18 protein-coding genes and 4 tRNA genes are annotated in these 19,793 nt (G+C 60.4%); 12 read left to right on the top strand and 10 right to left on the bottom strand.

Annotated elements, in window-relative coordinates:
• Positions 1-33: 33 nt before the first annotated feature.
• Positions 34-441 (top strand): PA2817 family protein, encoded by a 408-nt coding sequence (locus tag KUA23_RS09735; RefSeq protein WP_025858812.1) that lies wholly within the window; start codon positions 34-36, stop codon positions 439-441.
• Positions 442-545: 104 nt separating this feature from the next.
• Here the strand turns inward: KUA23_RS09735 and KUA23_RS09730 are convergent, their stop codons facing one another.
• Entirely contained in the window at positions 546-1,478 is a 933-nt protein-coding gene (locus KUA23_RS09730; RefSeq protein WP_252993838.1) for a LysR family transcriptional regulator, read from the bottom strand.
• An 89-nt stretch (positions 1,479-1,567) separates the two neighbouring features.
• Here KUA23_RS09730 and KUA23_RS09725 point away from each other — a divergent pair, with 89 nt between their 5' ends.
• The gene (locus KUA23_RS09725; RefSeq protein WP_252993837.1) at positions 1,568-2,209 is read left to right on the top strand and encodes an alanyl-tRNA editing protein; all 642 of its coding nucleotides are present in this window, start codon (positions 1,568-1,570) and stop codon (positions 2,207-2,209) included.
• A gap of 36 nt (positions 2,210-2,245) precedes the next feature.
• On the opposite strand, the gene KUA23_RS09720 is transcribed toward KUA23_RS09725, so the two are convergent.
• Positions 2,246-3,817 carry an alkaline phosphatase D family protein gene (locus tag KUA23_RS09720; protein WP_252993836.1) on the bottom strand — a complete coding sequence of 524 codons (1,572 nt, stop codon included), beginning with the start codon at positions 3,815-3,817 and terminating at the stop codon, positions 2,246-2,248.
• On the bottom strand, positions 3,814-4,368 hold the full coding sequence (locus KUA23_RS09715) for a GNAT family N-acetyltransferase (RefSeq protein ID WP_078047670.1): 555 nt from the start codon (positions 4,366-4,368) through the stop codon (positions 3,814-3,816). The genes KUA23_RS09720 and KUA23_RS09715 overlap by 4 nt, the downstream gene beginning before the upstream one ends.
• Positions 4,369-4,558: 190 nt before the next feature.
• On the opposite strand from KUA23_RS09715, the gene KUA23_RS09710 reads away from it, so the two are divergent.
• The 7 genes from KUA23_RS09710 (at position 4,559) to KUA23_RS09680 (ending at position 12,430) form a co-directional block, all read left to right on the top strand.
• Positions 4,559-4,966, top strand: coding sequence for an ExbD/TolR family protein (locus KUA23_RS09710; RefSeq protein ID WP_005786670.1), 408 nt, complete (start codon positions 4,559-4,561; stop codon positions 4,964-4,966).
• Between the two features lie 2 nt (positions 4,967-4,968).
• A complete protein-coding gene (locus tag KUA23_RS09705; protein WP_252993835.1) occupies positions 4,969-5,697 on the top strand; it encodes an energy transducer TonB family protein in 729 nt (242 codons plus the stop codon).
• Between the two features lie 24 nt (positions 5,698-5,721).
• The gene (locus KUA23_RS09700; RefSeq protein ID WP_252993834.1) at positions 5,722-8,004 is read left to right on the top strand and encodes a TonB-dependent receptor; all 2,283 of its coding nucleotides are present in this window, start codon (positions 5,722-5,724) and stop codon (positions 8,002-8,004) included.
• 17 nt (positions 8,005-8,021) lie between these two features.
• Positions 8,022-8,669, top strand: coding sequence for a MotA/TolQ/ExbB proton channel family protein (locus tag KUA23_RS09695; protein ID WP_100491170.1), 648 nt, complete (start codon positions 8,022-8,024; stop codon positions 8,667-8,669).
• Between the two features lie 52 nt (positions 8,670-8,721).
• Positions 8,722-9,939, top strand: a complete 1,218-nt coding sequence (locus KUA23_RS09690) for a phospholipase D-like domain-containing protein (protein ID WP_252993833.1) — start codon at positions 8,722-8,724, stop codon at positions 9,937-9,939.
• 115 nt (positions 9,940-10,054) lie between these two features.
• Positions 10,055-10,522: a hypothetical protein gene (locus KUA23_RS09685; RefSeq protein ID WP_252993832.1), complete on the top strand. Its 468-nt coding sequence runs from the start codon at positions 10,055-10,057 to the stop codon at positions 10,520-10,522.
• Positions 10,523-10,690: 168 nt separating this feature from the next.
• Positions 10,691-12,430, top strand: a complete 1,740-nt coding sequence (locus KUA23_RS09680) for a dipeptidase (RefSeq protein ID WP_252993831.1) — start codon at positions 10,691-10,693, stop codon at positions 12,428-12,430.
• A gap of 45 nt (positions 12,431-12,475) precedes the next feature.
• Here the strand turns inward: KUA23_RS09680 and KUA23_RS09675 are convergent, their stop codons facing one another.
• A complete protein-coding gene (locus KUA23_RS09675) occupies positions 12,476-14,137 on the bottom strand; it encodes a M24 family metallopeptidase (protein WP_252993830.1) in 1,662 nt (553 codons plus the stop codon).
• Positions 14,138-14,214: 77 nt separating this feature from the next.
• Here KUA23_RS09675 and pdxR point away from each other — a divergent pair, with 77 nt between their 5' ends.
• Positions 14,215-15,726 carry a MocR-like pyridoxine biosynthesis transcription factor PdxR gene (gene pdxR / locus KUA23_RS09670; RefSeq protein ID WP_252993829.1) on the top strand — a complete coding sequence of 504 codons (1,512 nt, stop codon included), beginning with the start codon at positions 14,215-14,217 and terminating at the stop codon, positions 15,724-15,726.
• 11 nt (positions 15,727-15,737) lie between these two features.
• Here pdxR and KUA23_RS09665 read toward each other — a convergent pair whose 3' ends face one another.
• Both KUA23_RS09665 and KUA23_RS09660 read right to left on the bottom strand, forming a co-directional pair.
• The gene (locus KUA23_RS09665; RefSeq protein WP_252993828.1) at positions 15,738-15,989 is read right to left on the bottom strand and encodes a hypothetical protein; all 252 of its coding nucleotides are present in this window, start codon (positions 15,987-15,989) and stop codon (positions 15,738-15,740) included.
• 74 nt (positions 15,990-16,063) lie between these two features.
• The gene (locus KUA23_RS09660; RefSeq protein ID WP_428847456.1) at positions 16,064-17,137 is read right to left on the bottom strand and encodes a polyamine ABC transporter substrate-binding protein; all 1,074 of its coding nucleotides are present in this window, start codon (positions 17,135-17,137) and stop codon (positions 16,064-16,066) included.
• Positions 17,138-17,306: 169 nt separating this feature from the next.
• On the opposite strand from KUA23_RS09660, the gene KUA23_RS09655 reads away from it, so the two are divergent.
• On the top strand, positions 17,307-18,098 hold the full coding sequence (locus KUA23_RS09655) for a response regulator transcription factor (protein ID WP_252993826.1): 792 nt from the start codon (positions 17,307-17,309) through the stop codon (positions 18,096-18,098).
• An 89-nt stretch (positions 18,099-18,187) separates the two neighbouring features.
• On the opposite strand, the gene KUA23_RS09650 is transcribed toward KUA23_RS09655, so the two are convergent.
• The 4 genes from KUA23_RS09650 to KUA23_RS09635 form a co-directional block, all read right to left on the bottom strand.
• Positions 18,188-18,263: transfer RNA gene (locus KUA23_RS09650), tRNA-Gly, on the bottom strand.
• 3 nt (positions 18,264-18,266) lie between these two features.
• Positions 18,267-18,342: transfer RNA gene (locus KUA23_RS09645), tRNA-Glu, on the bottom strand.
• A 104-nt stretch (positions 18,343-18,446) separates the two neighbouring features.
• Positions 18,447-18,522, bottom strand: a tRNA-Gly gene (locus KUA23_RS09640).
• Between the two features lie 4 nt (positions 18,523-18,526).
• A tRNA-Glu gene (locus tag KUA23_RS09635) sits at positions 18,527-18,602 on the bottom strand.
• A 359-nt stretch (positions 18,603-18,961) separates the two neighbouring features.
• Here KUA23_RS09635 and KUA23_RS09630 point away from each other — a divergent pair.
• A complete protein-coding gene (locus KUA23_RS09630) occupies positions 18,962-19,732 on the top strand; it encodes a hypothetical protein (protein ID WP_099493402.1) in 771 nt (256 codons plus the stop codon).
• Positions 19,733-19,793 lie beyond the last annotated feature (61 nt).

The raw sequence follows: 19,793 nt of genomic DNA, 5'->3' as shown, positions 1-19,793 counted from the left end.
TCGCGCCCGTTTTTGCTTTAGAGGACTTATCTCGTGTCCAACGTCGTTGCCGATCATCTCGTCTTGCTCGACCACTTGCGCAGCATCCTGGTTGCCGTCGGCGAAGCCGAACAGGTGCCCGAGGAAAGCCACACATTGTTCCTGGAGCGTTTCGACGAATTGCGCGCCCTGCTGCCGATCGACCCGATCGAAAGCCAATACCTGGGCCAGGACCTGATGAGCCAGGTCATCCTGCGCTACCCGCAAATTGCCCACCTGGTGCCGCGCGACCTGCTGTGGTTCTTTGGCGGTGACTGCCTGCACTTCATGCCCGACGAAGAACTGGACCTGTACCAAGCCCTGGAAGAACGTCGCTTCGAAGCCGAACAGAACGACGAACCGTTCGACTGGAACCAGGAAAAACAGCTGCTGGCCATGCCGGACGACCAAAGCAAGCACTGATTCCCTTGTAGGAGCCGGCTTGCCGGCGATGGCGGCCTTGAGTCCTGCACTGGGTTCAAGGGCCAATCGCCGGCAAGCCGGCTCCTACAGTTTCGACCGCATTCCTACCGTTTGCGCAACGTCGGCTCCTCCGCCATGCACGCCACCAGATAATCAATAAACACCCGCAACTTCGGCGGCAGATACCGCGTGGGCGAATGCAGCAACCATGCCTCGCCATGGTACGACGCAATAAAGTCCCACCCTGGCAACACCTGCACCAACCGCCCCTCCTCCAATGCATGCCGCGCCGTAAAGTACGGCAAGCTGCCAATGCCCACATGTTGCAACACCGCATCCAGCCGCACCCCTGTGTGGTTCGCCGCGTAACGCCCGCGCACTGCGACCGTCACCGCCTTGCCGGCCTGGCGAAACTTCCAGCGTGAATCCCCCGGCGTCTCTCCCAGGTAGATGCAACTGTGTGCCAGCAAGTCCTGGGGGTGGCCCGGTGTTCCATGCTCGGCCAGGTACTGCGGGGTCGCGCACAACAGATGCTCGATCGGCAGCAACTGCCGGCCGACCAATCCCGGTGGCGGGCTGTCGGTGATGCGGATGCTCAGGTCGACGTTGTCATCAATCATGTCCACCTGCCGGTCCTCAAGGATCAGTTGCACATCCACCTTGGGATAACGCCGCAGGAACTCCGGCATATGCGGGTGCACCACAAAGCGCCCCACTGCCTTGGGCACGCTGACCCGCACCAGCCCTTCGGCCTCATGGGTGAACTGGCCGCTGATCTCCATGACCGAACGCGCCGCGTTGACCATCTCCTGGCACCGCTTGAACACCTCTTCACCACCCTCGCTCAAACGCAACTTGCGCGTGGTGCGTTGCAGTAACCGTGTGGCCAGGGCCTTCTCCAGGCGCGAGATGCTGCGGCTCACCGATGAAGGCGAGGCGCCCATTTGCCGGGCGGCTTCGGAGAAGCTGCCGGTTTCCACTACTTTGACGAAAATCGCCATTTCGCCCAGCAATGGCAACGGTAGATTGATGCTCATGGTGCACAGGTCCATTGATAATTGAGCGGATTATCACCCATCTACGCACTATTTATACTGCCGGTAGAACCCTGATGCGGATGTAGATCATGACCGAGCGCCTGTTTTTCACCCACGACCACCTGACTGCCGAGCTGGAGGTGTTGAGTTGTACACCCCATGAAGACCAGTTTGCGGTGATCCTGCAATCGACGATTTTTCACCCACAGGGCGGTGGGCAACCCTTCGATACCGGTTGGCTCGGTGAGAGCAGCGTGCTGCGCGTGATCCAGGAAGGCGATCGCGTGGTGCACTACGTCGACCGCCCGCTGGCACCTGGCCCGATCACTGCGCGGGTGGATGAACAGCGTCGCGCGCTGCACACTCGGCTGCATTCCGCGGGGCACTTGATCGGCAGCGTGGGCGAGACCCTGGGTTGGATGCCGATCAAGGCCCATCACTGGCCGGGCGAAGGCAAGATCACCTTCATCCGTGGCGAAACCGCGCAAGCCATGGAAGCCGAGACGATCCAGCAACAGGTCAACCGATGGATCGCGGCAGACTACCCGCGCCATATGAACCTGGAAGACGGCACCCGGGAAGTCGGCTTTGGCGAGTTGCCCGCGTATGCCTGCGGCGGTACCCACGTGCAAACCTTGGGTGAACTGGGCCAGGTGACCATCCTGGCCCTTTCCGAAAAAAAGGGTGCGCTGTCCGTGCGCTACAGCCTCAACGAAACCGCGCCGCTGTAATCACCACAACCCCAGCAGGAGCCGGCTTGCCGGCGCCTACAGGACTGCGCCGGGTCGGCCGGACTCGTTCACAAATGATTTCAAGGTCGAAACGGTCGCCGCAGGGTCGCGCGGATCGGTAATCACACGAAAGTGCGTCAGCATCTTCTGCGCCTCCACTTCCACCGACACATACCCGCGCTGGCGACTGTCGAAGAACTTCACATGGGGATTGAGCGGCAGAATCTTGCTGAACGCCTCAAAGGGCGGCCCATCAGACGTCACCGACGTGCCGACGAACTCGGTGGCAACCACCGGCGAGTCCGGGTTGCTGGCATCCGCATGCAAGTCCGTCACCCAGAACGAATGGATATCGCCACCCCAGAACACCGGGTTCTGGACACGATGGCGCTCGATGGACGCCAGCATCCGTGAGCGGTTGGCCATGTAGCCATCCCAGCCATCGGTCCAGCGTCCCGGCTTGTGATTGGTCAGGTCGCGCTGGGTCAGCGGCGCGACCAGCAGGTCCTGGGCGATGATGTTCCACTGCGCCTTCGACTGGGCAAAGCCCTGATCCAGCCAGGCTTCCTGTTGCCAACCGAGCATCGTACGACCGGGGTCGCGCAAATCGTGGCAAAGGTTGTCGGCGATATGCCCTTGGTGACTGCCATTGGCCAAGATGCAGGGTTGTTCGGAGCGATACTGTCGGCCGTCCAGCACATGAAAACGGGCCAACTGCCCGTAGTCCAGGCGCCGATAAATGCGCATGTCCGCGCCTTTGGGCAGGCTGCTGGCACGCAGCGGCATGTGTTCGTAGTAAGCCTGGTAGGCCGCCGCCCGCTGCTGCAAGAATTGCCCGACCGGGATCTTCGGGTCCTGGGACCAGCGGTTGGCGTAGTCATTCTGCACTTCGTGATCGTCCCAGGTCACGACGCTGGGCGCTGCGGCGTGCAGGGCCTGTAGATCCGGGTCGGTTTTGTACAAGGCATAGCGGTTGCGGTAGTCACTCAAGCTCACCGCATTGCCGCTGCCATGGGGGCGAATGATTTTGCCCGAGTCCGCCGCGTAGGAACTGTCGTAGATGTAGTCGCCGAGAAAGAACACCAGGTCGGGCTGTTCTTGCGCCAAGTGGCGATAGGCACTGAAATAGCCACGTTCCCAATGCGAGCACGAGACAAACCCCAAGCGGGCCGACGTCATGGCATGCAACGCCGGCGCCGTGCGCGACTGCCCCACCGGGCTTTGCGCGCCGAGCCCTTCGAACTGATACCAATACGGCCTGCCCGGCTCCAGTCCCGCCACCTCCACATGCACCGAGTGCGCCCAGCGCTCGCTGGCCATCACCTCGCCCTGGCGCACCACGCGAGTCATCGCCGCATCGCTGGCAACCCGCCAACGCACCGGCACTGAACGGCTCAAGCCACCACGACCGTCCGCGGCATTGAACAGCGGCGCCAGGCGCGTCCAGATCACAAACCCATCCGGCAGCGGATCTCCGGAGGCCACGCCCAGGGTGAACGGATACTCCACCCCGGCACTGCGGGCAAACGGGCTGAGGATCGAAAAGGTGGTAGCGACCGCCAGCCCGGCAAGTACCCGGCGCCGGCCATGATCCACCTCGCCCCTCACAGCCGGTACTCCCAATCCTCACGCAGGGTGGCGAACACCAGCAGGTCTTCATGCACGCCGTTCTTGAAGAACGCCCCGCGCCTGCAGCCTTCGTATTGCAGGCCGATTTTCTCCATGACCCGCGCCGATTCCTTGTTGCGGCTGAAGCACTGGCTGCCCACGCGATGCAGGCCGAGTTCGGCAAAGCCGTAGTCCATCAACGCGGTCGCGGCTTCGGTGGCATACCCCAGGTTGCGCGCGTCCGCCGCCGCCCAGCCGCCTAGGTGCCCATAGTGATGATCTGCATGGATGCGCAAGCTGGCAACACCGATCAACTCGCCGGTGTCACGCACATGCACGCCAAGGCTCAACAGCCCCGTCGAGCGATATTTCTCCTGCATGCCGTCGATAAAATCCTGCGCCGTTTCCAGAGTGTAGGGCGATGGAATACTGGCGGTGTTGTCGGCGATCTTCGGGCCGTTGGCGAGGGCGCACAACCTGTCGGCCTGGTGTTTTTCCAGGGCGCGCATTAACAGTCGCGGGGTGGACAACTGTGGCAGTTCACTACTCATTTCCGGGGGCCCTCGATGTAAAGTTTTTGAGAATGCCCCTGCCGTATGTCAATTCTGTTACGTCACAAAAATGACTTGCGATTCACCTGTAAGACGCGTCCTAGAGCCCTTAAAACGTCAATTAAAGTTAACCAATCGGTCATTTTTGGTTGTTAGCGTGTCGCCCCTAATTCAATAACGGGGTAACGGAATGAGAACCTGGGACGAACCGAAAAAACGCAAGGCGCACATCGAACTGATCCCGATGATCGACGTGATGATGTTCCTCCTGGTGTTTTTCGTACTCGTGAGCCTGAACGTGATTCCGGCCCTCGGCATGAAGACCCAACTGCCGAGTGCCAGCAGTTCGCAGCAGCTCAAGCCACAGAACAAATTCATCCTCACCTTGGGTCTCGAAGGCCAACTGCAGTTGGATGGCAAGGACCTGACAGTCGATGCGCTGGTACCGGCGTTGAAGGCTGCCGAGAAGCCCGACACCAAGTCGACCATCATCGTTAACAGCGACAAAGGCGTAGAGGTTTCGCGCCTGGTCGAGGTGATGGACACCCTGCGCCTGGGTGGCTTTACCTCCGTGTCCATCGCCACGCGTAAGTCCTGATCATGTACGTCCTGTTTCGTGCGCGTCAGCTGCTCGGCAGTGTGCCGGCCCTGATCGCCCTGGTGCTGATTGCACTGGGTATCCAGTCCCAGACGTTGAAGGTCGAGCCGGTGTATGACGAGTCGGCGGTCGAGTTGGCGCTGGTCGAGCCAGAGCCGCAAGTGATCCCGGAGCCGGTGGTGGAACAAGAGCCGCCACCGCCGGTGATCGAGGATGAAGAGTCCGAGCCGGCCCCGCCACCGCCGCCACCTAAACCCTTGCCGAAACCCAAGCCTGAGCCCAAGCCAAAACCTGTGCCCAAGCCAGTGGCTGCCAAGCCAACGCCCGCCCCGACACCACCACCGGTCGCCGCCAAACCGGCACCCGCGCCCGTTCCCCAGGCTGCGCCAACGCCGGCGCCGCCGGCCCCCCCCAAAGTCGACGGCCAAGCGTTGGAAGGCGGTTACCTCAAGGGTTTGCGCAATGAGTTGGACACCTACAAGCAATACCCCACCGGCCGCCAGGCCTCCCTCGAACGCCCGACCGGCGAAGTGGTGATCTGGTTGCTGGTAGACCGCCAGGGTCGGGTTCTCGACTCCGGCTTGCAGACCCAGGCCTCGAGCATGTTGCTCAACCGGGCCGCCACCAACAGCTTGCGCCGTATCAAGCAGGTCAAGCCGTTCCCCGAGCAAGCCTTCGGGGGGCGCAATGAGCAGCGCTTCACCGCCACCTTCAACTACAGCGTGCAATAAGCACCCGACACCAGGACGACAGTGATGAGGTTCACACGGATTCATCTGGCACTCGTTGCCGCAAGCATGGGCCATGGCATGGTTATGGCCGACACCAGCGACAGCGACGTCGGGACCATTGGGGTCCAGGGCAAGGCCACGGCAGGTGGCGGCTACATGGTGCAGGAAGAAAGCATCAAGGGCCGCTCCACCGTGACCAAGGAGGCGCTGGATAAACAGACCGCCACCGGTAACGCCGTGGACAAGCTCAAATACACCCCGGGCTTGAACATCTCCAGCGAAGACGCCACCGGCCTGTCGGGCTTTCGCTTCACCATGCGCGGCCTCAACTCCGACCAGGTGGGCATGTCGGTTGACGGCATGCCGATCAACGACTCCGGCAACTACGCGCTGTACTCCAACCTGCTGGGCGACCCGGAAAACATCGAGCAGATCTTCGTCACCCAGGGCTCGGCGGAAGCCGACGGCCCGCACATCGGTTCCAGCGGCGGCAACATCGGCATCGTGACCATTCGCCCGACCAAGGAAACCGGTGCGTTCGTCAAACAGATCATGGGCAGCAACGCCACGCGCAAAACCTTTGCCCGCCTCAACACCGGCGAGATCAATGGCCTGAGCAACTGGTTGTCGGCGTCCCATACCGAAGGCCAGATGTGGCGCGGTTCGGGCGCCGTGCGCGCGGACAAAGTCGAGTGGAACAGCTTCTTCGACGCTGGCGATGGCAACACCGCCAACCTGATCCTCAAGTACCACGAGCAGGACAACAACAGCTACAGCCAATTGACCAAGGCCCAGTACCAGCAGAACGGCCGCAAGTACGACCCCTACCCGGCCACGCCTACGGTGGGCAGCAACGGCAAGTACAACAGCTATTACGCCCTGGCGCAGAACCCCTTCCAGACCTTCACCGCCGTGCTCAACACCCAGTTCAAGCTGGCAGACAACCTCGCACTGTCGGTGATCCCGTATTACTACTGGGGTAACGGCAGCGGTGTCGGTTCGTCCAGCTATGCACTGAACCGTGGCTCGAACCAGGGCGGTGTATTCGACCTGGGCAACCTGCCTACCGGCGCCCAGTACAATGCCGATGGCACCCCGAACAGCGGCGTGTACTACCGCCCTTCGCGCACACAGACCTGGCGTCCGGGCATCACCACCAAGTTGAACTGGGACCTGGGCGATCACAGCGTGCAAGTGGGCTACTGGTACGAGCGCGCACGCCAAAGCCAGACCCAACCGTTCATTCCGCTCAAGGCCAGCGGCAAACCGGTCGACACCTGGCCGGACTCCAACGACGCCGTGGTCGATGCCAATGGCAACACCATCCAGGGCCGCGACCGCTTTACCGTCACCCCAGCGCAAAAGGTCTGGGCCCAGGACACTTGGTACATCAACCCGGACTGGACCCTGGTGGCGGGCCTGGCCTACATGAACGTCAAGCGTGACGGCACCAACCACGGCAGCCTCACCGAGCAGGCGGAAAAACGTAACCAGACCTACAACAAACTGCTGCCCAACGTCGGCCTCAAATACCAGTTGGATGAGCGCGACCAGTTGTTCTACAGCCTGTCGCGCAACATGCGCATCCCGCAGAACTACGTGCTGTACGACAAGGGCGCCGGCTCTATCGACGCCAAGCCGGAAACCAGCTGGAACCACGAACTGGGCTGGCGCTACACCGATGACGACATGACCGTAGCCGCCACCTTGTTCTACATGCAGTTCAAGGACCGCCAGGTGTCGTCGCGCGACATCAACGGTGACTTCGCCGACATCAACGCCGGGGCCGTCAACAACAGCGGCCTGGAACTGGAGTGGAGCGGCCTGCTGCCCAACCACTTCAACTACTACACCTCCTACACCTACACCAAGGCCGAACAGCAGGACGACCTGACCGTCTACAACGCCGGCCAAGCCATCCTGTTGCCCACCAGCGGCAAGCAGTTCGCCAACGTGCCGAAGAACATGCTGGCCGCCAACATCGGCTACGACGACGGCCGCTTCTACGGCACCTTCGGCGGCAAGTACACCAGCAAGCTCTACGGCGACCTGACCAACGACGAAGCCATCTCCGGGCGCACCGTGTTCAACGCCGGCGCCGGTATCTACCTGCCGGTGGACAAGAAGGTGGTCAAGGACGCAACGCTGCGCCTGAACGTCGACAACCTGTTCGACAAGAAGTACCTGGACGGCGTGTACACCACCAAGACCAACGCGGCCACCTACGGTGGGTTCCGCGACGGCGACCCGGCCTACATCGTGGGCCTGGAACGCACTGTGACGGTTTCCCTGGAAGCCAATTTCTGACGGCGAGGTAATTGAACATGGACATGAACCTGCTCCACGACATCACCTTTTATGTGATGTATGCCGCGATGGCCATCGCGATCTTTATCACCATCGAGCGCGGTATCTACTTCGCTTACGTACGCCGCCAGGCCCGCGCGCTGACCGAGGTGCTCGGCGCCCACGTACACAGCGAGCGCGACCTGCCCGAAAGCTTGACGCGCCGTGACAGCTTGCCGCTGAACATGGTGTTGCCGGTCCTGGCACAGAAAGCGTCGCAAGGGTCGCGCAAGGACCTGGATGACGTCATCGAAACCCAGTACCTGACCACCCGCGCACCGCTGGCCCGCAGCCTGTGGATCATCGAAACGATCACCACCGCCGCGCCGCTGTTGGGCTTGCTGGGCACCATCCTCGGCATCATCGACACCTTCAAGGCGCTGGCCACGGCCGGTGTGTCCGACCCAGGGCAGATTTCTGGTGGCATCGGCACGGCGTTGTTCGCCACCGGCCTGGGGATCGCCATCGCGCTGTTCTGCGTGGTGTTCCACAACTTCTTCCAGGACAGCCTGGAGCGCATCAACGACCAGCTGAAAATCCTGCTGATCCGCGCCGCCACCGGTGCCCGCGTGCAGAGTGAACTGCCGCACCTGGTGCCAACGCCGCTGCATAGCCGCACGGCGTAAACGTTCAAGCGGGCGCGCAATGCGCCCGCTTTCTTTTGTGATGGGAATCCCTATGTCTGTTTCCTTGAAATTGCGCATCGCAGGCTTGGCCGGCTTGCTGATAAGTCCGCTGGCCCAGGCGGACTTTTCGATTCCGGGTTTTGAATTGGTGCATACCGTGCCGGTGGATACCGCCCTCGGCACCGACGACTTGCGCCAGCCCGGCCCAGTGTGGAGCGAGCTGTTTGACGGCGCAAAAAGCCACATCGAAATCGGCCAGTTCTACGCTGCCGATCACCCAGGCTCGGTGATGGACGGCGTGATCGAACGCCTGGAAGCCGCCGGTAAGCGCGGTGTGAAAATTCGCTTTTTGCTGGAAGAAAAAGGCATCAAGTTGTCGGAAGCCTCCACCCTTGAACGCCTGCGGGCGATCCCCAACCTGACCTTTCGCGTGTTGCCCTACGCGCGCGTGAGCGGTGGGATCATCCACGCCAAATACCTGGTGGTGGATGGCAAGCAGGCCTTTGTCGGCAGCCAGAATTTCGACTGGCGCTCCCTGGAACACATCCACGAAACCGGGCTGCTCATCACCAACTCGACCGTGGTGAGCCAGGTGCAGGCGATCTTCGAGCAGGATTGGAAAGCCCAGCAGGCCTTGACCGACAACCAACCGGTGCCGCTGCCTGCCATGAGCAACGAACCACCACGCACCGGCAACTACCTGGTCGCTAGCCCGCAACGCTACAACCCACCGGGCGTAGGCGATTCACAGCTGGAACTGCCGCGTTTACTGAGCGAAGCAAAACACGAAGTGCGCGTGCAACTGCTGGACTACGCCCCCCTGTCCTACGGACCGGACAAGACCCGCCCGTACTACGCGGTGATCGACAATGCCGTCCGTGCGGCGGCGGCACGTGGGGTGTCGATCAAGCTGATGGTGTCCAACTGGAATACCGACACGCTGGAACTGCCCTACCTCAAAAGCTTGGCGGTGCTGCCTAACGTCCAGATCAAAATCGTCACCCTCCCCGAGGCCAAGCAAGGTTTTATCCCGTATGCGCGAGTAATCCACAGCAAGACCATGGAGATCGACGGACAGGTTGCCTGGATCGGCACCAGCAACTGGCTGGGCGGGTATCTGGATAATTCGCGCAATCTGGAAGTGGTGATGCGCAGCGAAGCGATGGCCAAGCGTGTCGGGGCATTGCATGAGCAGTTGTGGGATGGGCCGTATGCCAAGGCGTTGGGTGTGACGGCTGAGTACGCGGCTCCGCACCCGGGAACCTTGTGATACGAAATCGGCTTGCGGACATTTGAATTCTGGCAATTGGCGGCTAGCCTTTTCAGGCTCCGGACGCAGCTTTAGCGGTGCTGCGCCCGGAGCCCACCCACACGAGAGCACAGCCATGAAAACCGCTACCCTTCGCACCTTGTGCGCACTGCTTCTGCTTATCTCCCTCAGCGCCTGCGTCAACAACTCGCCAACAGTCATGCTGGTCACCTATGCCGATGGTACTCGGGGCCTCAAGACGCCTGTGGATACAGGTGCACCGGGCCCCTCCCAAGGCGACCTGTTTGTCTATGACCAACCGTTGCAGGATCAGGGCGGACAGGACATCGGCAGCAACAGCGGCTACTGCGTCACCACACTGCCTGGTGCTCACAGCCAGTGTCAGTGGACATTGATATTCAGGGATGCCACCGGGAATATCGTAGGTACCATTGTCGTAGGCGGACAAGAGCACGAAACAGGCCTTTCCACCGTAGCCATTCTGGGCAGCACCGGGAAGTATGGAGGTTTTACAGGACACATGAATTCCGAACCCATGCCCGACGGCAGATTCAAGCAAACCTTGTATCTGGTTGCTCGCTGACCCTGCAAAAACGCCGCTCATGAAGACGCGGCGTTTTTTATTGAAGTACGATATTTCCTTCATTCGCATCTCCCCTCCCACGCCTTCGCAGTGGTAGTGTGTGGAAATGTTTCTGACAGTTTGATCAGAAACTTCCCACTTACTACCTGCAAAGGAATGCGTCTCTCCATGCACTTTCCACTCAAGCAACTGGCCGCTGCCACCCTGTTCGCGGCGAGCCTTTCGGCCATCACCAGCCCCGCTTTCGCCAACATCACTCCAGACCAAAGCACAGCGATTCTGAAGCATTTCAACGAAACCTCCGTCACCGATTTCCGGGGTTTCCTCGGCACCCTGGCCAAGGGCGACCTGGGCAAGACCAGTGACGTGGGCCCGGCGATCAGTGCGTTTCTTGATAACAAAACCTTGAGCGCGGATCAGCAGAACGAGATCAATCGCCTGCTCGGTATCTACACCCGAGTGAAGTACGGCAAGGCCGCCACCGAAACCCTGCGCGAGCTGGTGGAAATCCCGACCTTTAACGTCGATGGTGTGCCGCAGTACAAGAACCCGGAATTCATCAAGATCGCCGGCAAGATCCAGGACCTGGCCAAGGCCTTTAACCTGAACTTCCGCAACATTGATAACCGTGTGTACGAAATTTCCCTGGAAGGCAGCGGCGATGAAGTCGTCGGCATCCACGCCCACGCCGATGTGGTGCCGGTGACGCCGGAGAATTGGGTGCTGAAAGACGGCACCAAGCTCGACCCGTTCAAAGTCACGCTGATCGGCGACCGCATGTATGGCCGTGGCACCGAGGATGACAAGAACGGCATCGTGGTCGCCATGTACGCCATGAAAGTGATCAAGGAAGAGAAGCTGCCGCTGGCGCGCAACTTCAAGCTGCTGGTGGACACCACCGAAGAAACTTCCGGCGACGCGATCCCCTACTACTTCGAAAAGAATCCGACACCGCAATACAACCTGGCACTGGACGGTGGCTACCCGGTGGTGATTGCCGAAAAAGGCTACGGCACGGTGATGGCGACGTTCCCGCGTCGCAAGGGTGAAGGCAAAGGCGCGGAAATCATCTCGATGACCGGCGGCATGGCCACCAACCAGATTCCGTCGGCGTCGGTGGCGACGTTTGTCACCGACAAGCCAGCCGAATTGGCCGCCAGCCTGCAAAAAGCCGGCACTGAATACGCCAAGAACAACGGTGGCGATTTTGAAGTGGCCGCCAAGGTCGACGGCAAAAACGTCAAGCTGACGGTCACCGGCGTGTCCGCTCACTCGTCCGAGCCGGAGTCTGGGGTCAACCCGGTCGCGCGCATGCTGGAGCTGATCCACAGCGTCGACGGCAAAATCGCCCTCAAGCACAACCACATCACTGACGCCGCGCGTTATGCGTCCGACAACTGGGGCCTGGATTACCTGGGCGGCAAGTTGGGCGTGGGCTTCTCCGATGAGTTCATGGGGCCGCTGACCACCTCGCTGACCTTTGTCGGCCTGGATGACAAAGCCTTCAAGCTGGCGGTGAACCTGCGGGTGCCAAAGGGCAAGTCGCCGGAGAAACTCAAGGCCGAGATTGCCGACAAACTGAGCGCCTGGGACAAGCAATCCAAGGTCAAGGTGGACTTCACCTACTCGGTCGCGGAGCCGATGTACCGTAACCCTGAAGGCGAATGGGTCAAGGCCCTGCTCGCAGTGTCCACCGAAAACCTGGGTATGGAGCACAAGTTCGGCACCTCGGCCGGCGCAACCTCCGTGCATGAACTGCCCAACGGCGTGCAATTCGGCCTGGCGCGTCCGGAAGTGAAGTACACCGGGCACACCGACAACGAGTTCAAGACCGTCGACCAGTTCCTGCTGGACCTGCAGATCGTCACCGAGATGATGGGCCGTATCGGCCAGTTGCCGAAGCTCTGACCCTCAAGCGCTGACGCAAGCGAGCCCGCCGCAACGGCGGGCTCTTCAGGCCTGCAGCATCAACATATCCTCGAAAAAACCACCGACCGGTTCCGTGGGATGGCACAGCTGGATTTCCAGGACCCAGGCCATTTCACTCGGCGGGATCTCCAGCTCCGCCAGCACCTTGCTCTCGAACAACGCGTGGGGGAAATCCGCAAGGCGATGGCCTGCGAGATTACGCGCCAGCCTCCAGCCTTTTGCCACGGCGCTCTGTTCGGCAAAGTCATACAGTTCGCGACCGGTGAGGCCGCGCAACCAGGCTTCGCGAGTTTCGTCGAACACTTCGTGCAGTGCGGTCCTGCATGCCAGGTGCAGCGGCGATTCACCGAACACAAAAGTATCGCCGTAGTCGCCTTCATAGCCGTCCCACACCGGGCCCAGGTCAACCACGACGATATCGGTGGCGCGCAGCCTGCGCTGGCGGTCAATGCCTTCGCGCGGTGGGCGTACGGTGTCGTCGCCAAAGCGGATGTACGTCGGGTGCCACGTGTGGGACGCGCCCATGGCCTGCAGTTGTTCGGCGGCCATGTCGAGGGCTTCGCCGGTGGTCATGCCAACCTTCAGGCGACTGGCGATCGCCGCCAGGGCGCGGATGGATTGGTCACGGGCCGCCAGCATGCCGTCAAACGAGTAGCGCGGGCCGACTTTTTCCCAGATCGGGTCAAACGCGGGTGACGGCGTTTGCGCGCCGGAGCGCCCACTCGGCACAAAGGCCTCGGCGACAAACCGGTGAGCCGGCAAACCTGCGTCGAGACACTGCTCGCGGGCCTGGCGGATCATTGCGCCGTTACCACACGCGTACACCTGAGCGTGCTCCCAGGCATGCCCGTGACTCAACGCAACCTCCTGCACCCTGCCCTGCGACGCCAGCACCGGATGCCAGCAAAATCGCGGATGCTCGGCACTCGCGTCAGCCAGGAAGGCACGGTCATAAAAGTCCGTCGGTTGCGCCCCGCCCCAGTACAGCGTGACCTCGATGTTGCGTGCCAATGCAGTCAGCAGTATCGGCTTGATGCCCGCATAACCGGTGCCGGTGGCGAACAGGACGACAGGGCTGTCGTCCGTGTCCTGCCAGGTGCAGGCACCAAAAGGTCCTTCCAGTTGCACCAGATCGCCGGCTTCCAGGTCGCCGAGGATGGCCTCGGAAAACAGCCCGCCGCTGACCCGGCGAATCTGGAAGACCAGGCGCCCATCGTCTTCGGCCGGCAGGTTGGCGATCGAGAAACACCGCGAGTCACCGTCAACCAGTCGGAACTTGAGGTACTGGCCCGTCCGCACCGCCAATGGCCTATCCGGCATCACCACCAGCTCAACAATGTCGGGGGCCAGCGCGCGCTTGCTCACGACCTGTGCCTCGACCATCAGCACCGGCGTGTCCAGCGACCAGCCGGGGATTTCCAGGCGCATGTCGCCGCAGGCATGGCTCTGGCACAACAGCATTTCATTCGCCGCCAACGGATAGCACGGCGCGGGGGCACCTGGCGCCAGCTGCTTGGCCCGGTACTCGCCTTCTGCGACCACCACCTTGCACGATCCACAGGCCCCGCGCCGGCAGGAAAACGGCACGGACAGGCCATTGGCGAGCATCGCATCGAGCAACAGCTCGTCACCGGCCTCAAAGGTTTTCCCCGAGGGGGACAGTTCGATGACATGACGTGTATTCATAACAACCTCGGGGTGAGTGAGGCTTGATTGTTGCGCTAGAATAGGCCCATTAAAACCTCCAGTTTTGGATACTTCAGATGGTCCAGATGCGAAAATGGCGCCCGCTGCTCAAGCTGGACGAAAGTGGCAGCCAGGCGTCCTACCACAAGATTGCCGAAGGCCTGGTGACTGCAATCGTGGAAGGCCGTTTGCCGCCCGGCACCTTGCTGCCCGGCACGCGGGAAATGGCGCAGTTGCTCGACGTCAACCGCAAGACCGTGATCCTGGCCTACGAAGAAGCCCTGACCAAAGGCTGGCTGGTCAGCGAGCCGCGTCGCGGGACCTTCGTCAATGCGCAGTTGACGCCCAAGCCATTGCCGAGTCGCGCGCAGCAGTCCTTCGCACCGCCCATCCTGGCGCAGGCGAACGCCCCGTATTTCACCCAGAACGCCCAGGTGACGGCCCTGCAGCATCGGCAGGGGGCGCTGTTTTTCGATAACGGCACCAGCGACCACCGCTTGCTGCCCCAAGCCGTCCTGCATCGCTATTACCGCAATGCCCTGCGCAACAGCTTTGCCTCCAACACCGTGCGCTATGGCAGTGAAGGCACCGGCTATGAGCTGCGCTGCGCGCTGGCCGAGATGCTGCGCAATAACCGTGGGCTGACGGTCAGCGCCGAGAATATCTGCCTGACCCAAGGCACCCAGATATCGCTGTACCTGACCGCCAGCCTGCTGCTCAAGCCAGGCGATGTGGTACTGGTGGAGCGCCTGAGCTACCCGCCGGCATGGGAGATTTTTCGCAAGCTGGGCGCGCAACTGGTCACGGTGGACGTAGACGACGAAGGCTGTCGAACGGACCAGATCGACCGCCTGTGTCGCGAACATAACGTGCGGATGATCTATCTGACGCCGCATCACCAATTCCCTACCACCGTGAGCCTGCACGCAGCACGGCGGCAACAGCTGCTGGCATTGGCGGCGCAGCACGACTTCTGCATCATCGAAGAAGACTACGACCACGAATATCACTTTAACGGACGGCCCTACCTGCCCTTGGCCAGCGACCGCTCGCAACGCCATGTGATCTATGTCGGGTCGTTATCCAAGGCGCTCGGCTCAACGTTTCGCTGCAGTTATGTGGTCGCCCCCGCGCCGGTGGTTGAAGCCCTGCACAGCAACGCTGCATTGATGCTGGGGGACGCCGATGCAGTGGCGCAGAAGATGCTCGCGGACCTGATCAACAACGGCGAACTCAAGAAGCACCTGCGCCGGGTATCGAAGGAATACCGTGCACGCCGCGAAACCTTGCAGACATGCCTGCATGCGGCATTTGGTGAGCGGATCAGCGTGCGGGAGCCCGAAGGCGGGCTGGCGCTGTGGGTGCGGTTCGACGATCAGATAAACGTCGACCAGATGGTGGCAACCGCCGTGGACCATGGGCTGGTCGTGCGCAGTGGCCGGCAATTTTCGCCGCTGGACCAGCCAGAAAATGCGCTGCGCCTGGGCTTCGCCTCACTCAACCAGGACGAGATCCGCGAGGCTACATTACGCCTGGCCAACGCGGCGAACGCGCACGCACACGCGCAAAAAAATGCCGATCATCACTGATCGGCATTCGGTCAAAGCGGCAGCAGGAAGCGGGATTTCTCTTCGGCCCGGGCAAGCTCCGGGAATTCCAGCAACAACGCCCGGTTACCCCGGCCAATATGCTCCATCACCGCCCGCGTGATGTACTCACGCACCATGCCCGCCGAGACGTAATACATGGCCCAGGCTTGTTCGGGCGTACAGTGGCCGATCTGCTCTTCGATTTCCTTGTACGCACTGTCATCGTTCGACTTCACGTCACGCTGATAATAGCCTTGGCCCATGATTAATCTCCTTGACTGGAACGTCTGCGACAGCTGCATAGCCAACCGCTGGACATGCCTATTCATTCACTCGATCACGTCCCACTCTTCACCTTGGTCCACACACGCGTGCGGATCCGCTCCAACTTCAAGGGCAGCGGCTCAAGGGGCACCAAGGTGGCGATGGTCTCTTTGGACGGATAGATCCAGGGGTTGTCGCGCAACTTCTGCTCGACCAACTCGGTGGCATCCTTGTTGGCGTTGGGGTACAGCGTGTGGTTGGAGCTCTTGGCTATGACGTGCGGGTCGAGCATGTAGTTGATAAACGCCAGGCCTTGCCGGGCATGGGGCGCATCCTTGAGCAGCACGAAGTTTTCCGACCACACCAGCCCACCTTCACGCGGCAGGCTGTAGGCGATCTTGCGGCCGGTTTTGTTTTTTTCATTGATGGCCTGCGCCGTCAGCGCCCCGCTCGCCCAGCCCACCACCACACAAATATTGCCGTCGGCAAAGTCAGCATCCGTTCTGGATGAATCGAAATAGAGCACGTAAGGGCGGATCTTCAGCAACAACGCCTGGGCTTTCTGGTAGTCCTCAGGGTTCTGGCTGTTGCTCGGCAGCCCGAGGTAATGCAAGGCGATCGAAATGATTTCACTCGGGGAGTCGAGCATCGCCACGCCACACGACTTGAGCTTGCTGATGTTCGCTTCCTTGAAGATCAGGTCCCAGCTGTCCACCGGGGCATCGTCGCCCAGGGCGGCCTTGACCTTGTCCACGTCATAACCAATGCCGGTGGTGCCCCACAAATACGGCACGGCATACCGGTTACCCGGATCGTTGGCGGACAGCAGCGCCAGCATTTCGGGATCGATGTGCGAGAAATTACTCAGTTGGGAGCGGTCCAACGGTGCAAGCACGCCGGCCTGGATCAGGCTGGGCAAGACATTCGAGGTGGCGACGACGACGTCATACCCGGTGCGTCCGGCCATGACCTTGCTCTGCATGATCTCGGCGCTGTCGAAGGCATCCAAGTGCATCCGGGTACCGGTTTTCTGCTCGAATTCCTTCGGCGTTTCCGGCGCGATCAGCCCGAACCAGTTGTACAGGTTGACCCGTGATTCGGCCGCCGAAACCGGCGCACTGACACATAGGCAGACCAACACAGACATAAAAATGCCGCGCAAATGGGGTTGACTCATATAGCTATCCTTGTCAAAAACGACAGGCCATCATGGCCTTCATCCATTGGGGGGTGAATATACTCGGCACGTCCGATTAGTAAATACCTATAAGTACTTAGCCCCGTTCAACGCATCACTAACCCTAAAGGGGTAGTAAATGTCGCTCGACCTTCACAACCTGGCCTGGCATCGGTCGGCCGGGACGCTGATCATGCAGCTCAACCGCCCGGCCTTCTGGAGCTCGCTGGTTCGCGTGTTAAAGGAATACATGCAGCTCGACAACTGGGTGGTGCTGATCTTCAGCGACCAACACGTGCGGGTCATCAGCATGACCGAAGTCGCCGATGCGGATGAAGTGGACGCGCTGACCCAGCGCTATGTAAAGGGGCTGTACCTGCTGGACCCGTTTTACATCGCCAACCGAGAGCAGCCGCAGAGTGGTTTTTTTCACCTGTCCGACATTGCGCCGGAGCACTTCCTGACCACCGAGTACTACCACCAATATTTTGCCCAGTACGTCAGCGTGGATGAGGTGCAATACAACGTCCAGCTTGATGCCGACAGAACGTTGTGCATTTCATTGGGCAGCAACGTGCGCTACAGCCCGCAGCAGATCACCACGCTGGACATCATCAAGCCCTGGGTGATGGCATTGATGCATCAACGCATGTGCTTTGAGAGCGATGCAGAAAAAAGCCAGGCCGAGCCGCCGCCTTGGTCAGAGGCCATCGTGCAATTGGGCGCACAAATCACTGTGCGGGAAAAAGATGTGCTCAGGTTGCTGTTGAGCGGTTTTTCCAACAAAGAAATCGCCGGCAAGCTGAACCTGTCGACAGAGACCATCAAAGTCCACCGTCGCAACCTCTACAACAAACTGAACATCAAGTCTCAATCCGAGCTGTTTGCGCGTTTTTTCATGCCCGGGCAGGAACCCCTCACAGCGCACTGAACGGCGCCGCAGCAGGCCTGCGGCGTTTGCGCACAAATCACGCACACACAAAAACGCCGATCATCGCTGATCGGCGTTTTCATTGAATATGGAGCGGGAAACGAGACTCGAACTCGCGACCCCGACCTTGGCAAGGTCGTGCTCTACCAACTGAGCTATTCCCGCAAATGGCGTCCCCTAGGGGACTCGAACCCCTGTTACCGCCGTGAAAGGGCGGTGTCCTAGGCCACTAGACGAAGGGGACACACAACTGAAACACATGGTGTGTATTTCAGTGTCCAGAGATTAAATCCGAAGATTATGCCCTGGTTTCACTCAGTACCACCCGAAGGCAATACTGCTTAAATTTGGAGCGGGAAACGAGACTCGAACTCGCGACCCCGACCTTGGCAAGGTCGTGCTCTACCAACTGAGCTATTCCCGCATATTGGCGTCCCCTAGGGGACTCGAACCCCTGTTACCGCCGTGAAAGGGCGGTGTCCTAGGCCACTAGACGAAGGGGACACACGTACAACATTCACTCCCTACCGCGTTTCGCTGTGTGCTTTACGCTGTAAGTGGCGCGCATTCTATGGATGGATTGAAAGGTCGTCAACCCCCAAGGATAAATTTATTTAAATCAATGACTTCGCCCTGCTTTCCGGGCCCTGGCGGGCATTCTGCCCGTCCGGCCCTTGACGCCTATATTCTGGCGCCCGACAAGACGCTATAGTTCGTTCCAGCAAATGATGGCAATGTGCATCCATGCAGGGAACGCCTTTCTATATAGAAGCAAAGTACCCGGGCAACTGGTCGATCAGTCCTATCCGCCGGATGGCCCAGTCACTACACTCCACTGTAAACCCTATAAAGAGGTCACACCGGTGACACCACTCATGATCACCCTGCTGGTAATAGCCGGGATCGCAATACTGATCGCCATTGGCTACATGAACCACGTGGTGGAAAACAACAAGCTGGAAAAGAAGCGCACCGAGATCGAACTCAACGATCGCCTGCGCCGCTGCGGTGAAATCACCGAGACCTTCCCCGGCCAGTTGATGACCCCGGCGCTCAAGCTGTTACTGACTCGCCTGGAACTCAACGTCAACCAGCGCCTGTTGAACCTCAACAAAGGCAGCGCACCGATCAAGGCCCGCATTGCCGAGCTGAATACGCTGGTGGCCCAGGGTGAATCCATCCCGGTGAACAACCCACCCGCGCCGATCCAGACCGAAGCCAAGGCCAAGGACGTGCGCTTCCTGCTCGAAGCCCTGCATGGCCAAGTCACCCGCGCGGCCCAGGACGGTTTCCTGCCGGCCAACGAAGCCAAGCACTGGATCAGGGAAATCCGCCATATCCTGGTGTTGCTGCACATCGAATTCTTCAACAACCTCGGCCAGCACGCCCTGCAACAAGGCCAACCGGGTCAGGCACGCCTGGCCTTCGAACGTGGCGTGCAGTACCTGCGCAAACAGCCGGAGCCGGTGATCTACAGCGCACAACTGCAACAACTGGAAGCCCAACTGGCCCGCGCCAACTCCACCGTGCTGACCAACAGCAAACCGGCCGAAGACGAAGTCAACGAACTGACCGAAGGCCTCAAGGTGGTCGACGCCGACGCCGAGTGGAAGAAAAAAGTTATTTACGACTAATGATGCCCTCTCAGTGCATAGGTGCCTAACAACGCTGTAACCACCACCCCCAAACCACGAT

Source organism: Pseudomonas pergaminensis (genome assembly GCF_024112395.2).
Classification (GTDB): Bacteria; Pseudomonadota; Gammaproteobacteria; order Pseudomonadales; family Pseudomonadaceae; genus Aquipseudomonas; species Aquipseudomonas pergaminensis.
The sequence above is the reverse complement of the archived record's forward strand: the minus strand, read 5'-3'. Positions and strand labels throughout refer to the sequence as shown.

What these genes read in the sequence shown, in the direction of transcription:
- KUA23_RS09690 (WP_252993833.1), top strand. Translation starts at nt 8,722, where the DNA reads ATGTCTGTTTCCTTGAAATTGCGCATCGCAGGCTTGGCCGGCTTGCTG.
- KUA23_RS09685 (WP_252993832.1), top strand. Translation starts at nt 10,055, where the DNA reads ATGAAAACCGCTACCCTTCGCACCTTGTGCGCACTGCTTCTGCTTATC.
- pdxR (WP_252993829.1), top strand. Translation starts at nt 14,215, where the DNA reads ATGGTCCAGATGCGAAAATGGCGCCCGCTGCTCAAGCTGGACGAAAGT.
- KUA23_RS09715 (WP_078047670.1), bottom strand. Translation starts at nt 4,368, where the DNA reads ATGAGTAGTGAACTGCCACAGTTGTCCACCCCGCGACTGTTAATGCGC.
- KUA23_RS09705 (WP_252993835.1), top strand. Translation starts at nt 4,969, where the DNA reads ATGTACGTCCTGTTTCGTGCGCGTCAGCTGCTCGGCAGTGTGCCGGCC.
- KUA23_RS09680 (WP_252993831.1), top strand. Translation starts at nt 10,691, where the DNA reads ATGCACTTTCCACTCAAGCAACTGGCCGCTGCCACCCTGTTCGCGGCG.
- KUA23_RS09725 (WP_252993837.1), top strand. Translation starts at nt 1,568, where the DNA reads ATGACCGAGCGCCTGTTTTTCACCCACGACCACCTGACTGCCGAGCTG.
- KUA23_RS09700 (WP_252993834.1), top strand. Translation starts at nt 5,722, where the DNA reads ATGAGGTTCACACGGATTCATCTGGCACTCGTTGCCGCAAGCATGGGC.
- KUA23_RS09730 (WP_252993838.1), bottom strand. Translation starts at nt 1,478, where the DNA reads ATGAGCATCAATCTACCGTTGCCATTGCTGGGCGAAATGGCGATTTTC.
- KUA23_RS09665 (WP_252993828.1), bottom strand. Translation starts at nt 15,989, where the DNA reads ATGGGCCAAGGCTATTATCAGCGTGACGTGAAGTCGAACGATGACAGT.
- KUA23_RS09660 (WP_428847456.1), bottom strand. Translation starts at nt 17,137, where the DNA reads ATGTCTGTGTTGGTCTGCCTATGTGTCAGTGCGCCGGTTTCGGCGGCC.
- KUA23_RS09695 (WP_100491170.1), top strand. Translation starts at nt 8,022, where the DNA reads ATGGACATGAACCTGCTCCACGACATCACCTTTTATGTGATGTATGCC.
- KUA23_RS09655 (WP_252993826.1), top strand. Translation starts at nt 17,307, where the DNA reads ATGTCGCTCGACCTTCACAACCTGGCCTGGCATCGGTCGGCCGGGACG.
- KUA23_RS09675 (WP_252993830.1), bottom strand. Translation starts at nt 14,137, where the DNA reads ATGAATACACGTCATGTCATCGAACTGTCCCCCTCGGGGAAAACCTTT.
- KUA23_RS09710 (WP_005786670.1), top strand. Translation starts at nt 4,559, where the DNA reads ATGAGAACCTGGGACGAACCGAAAAAACGCAAGGCGCACATCGAACTG.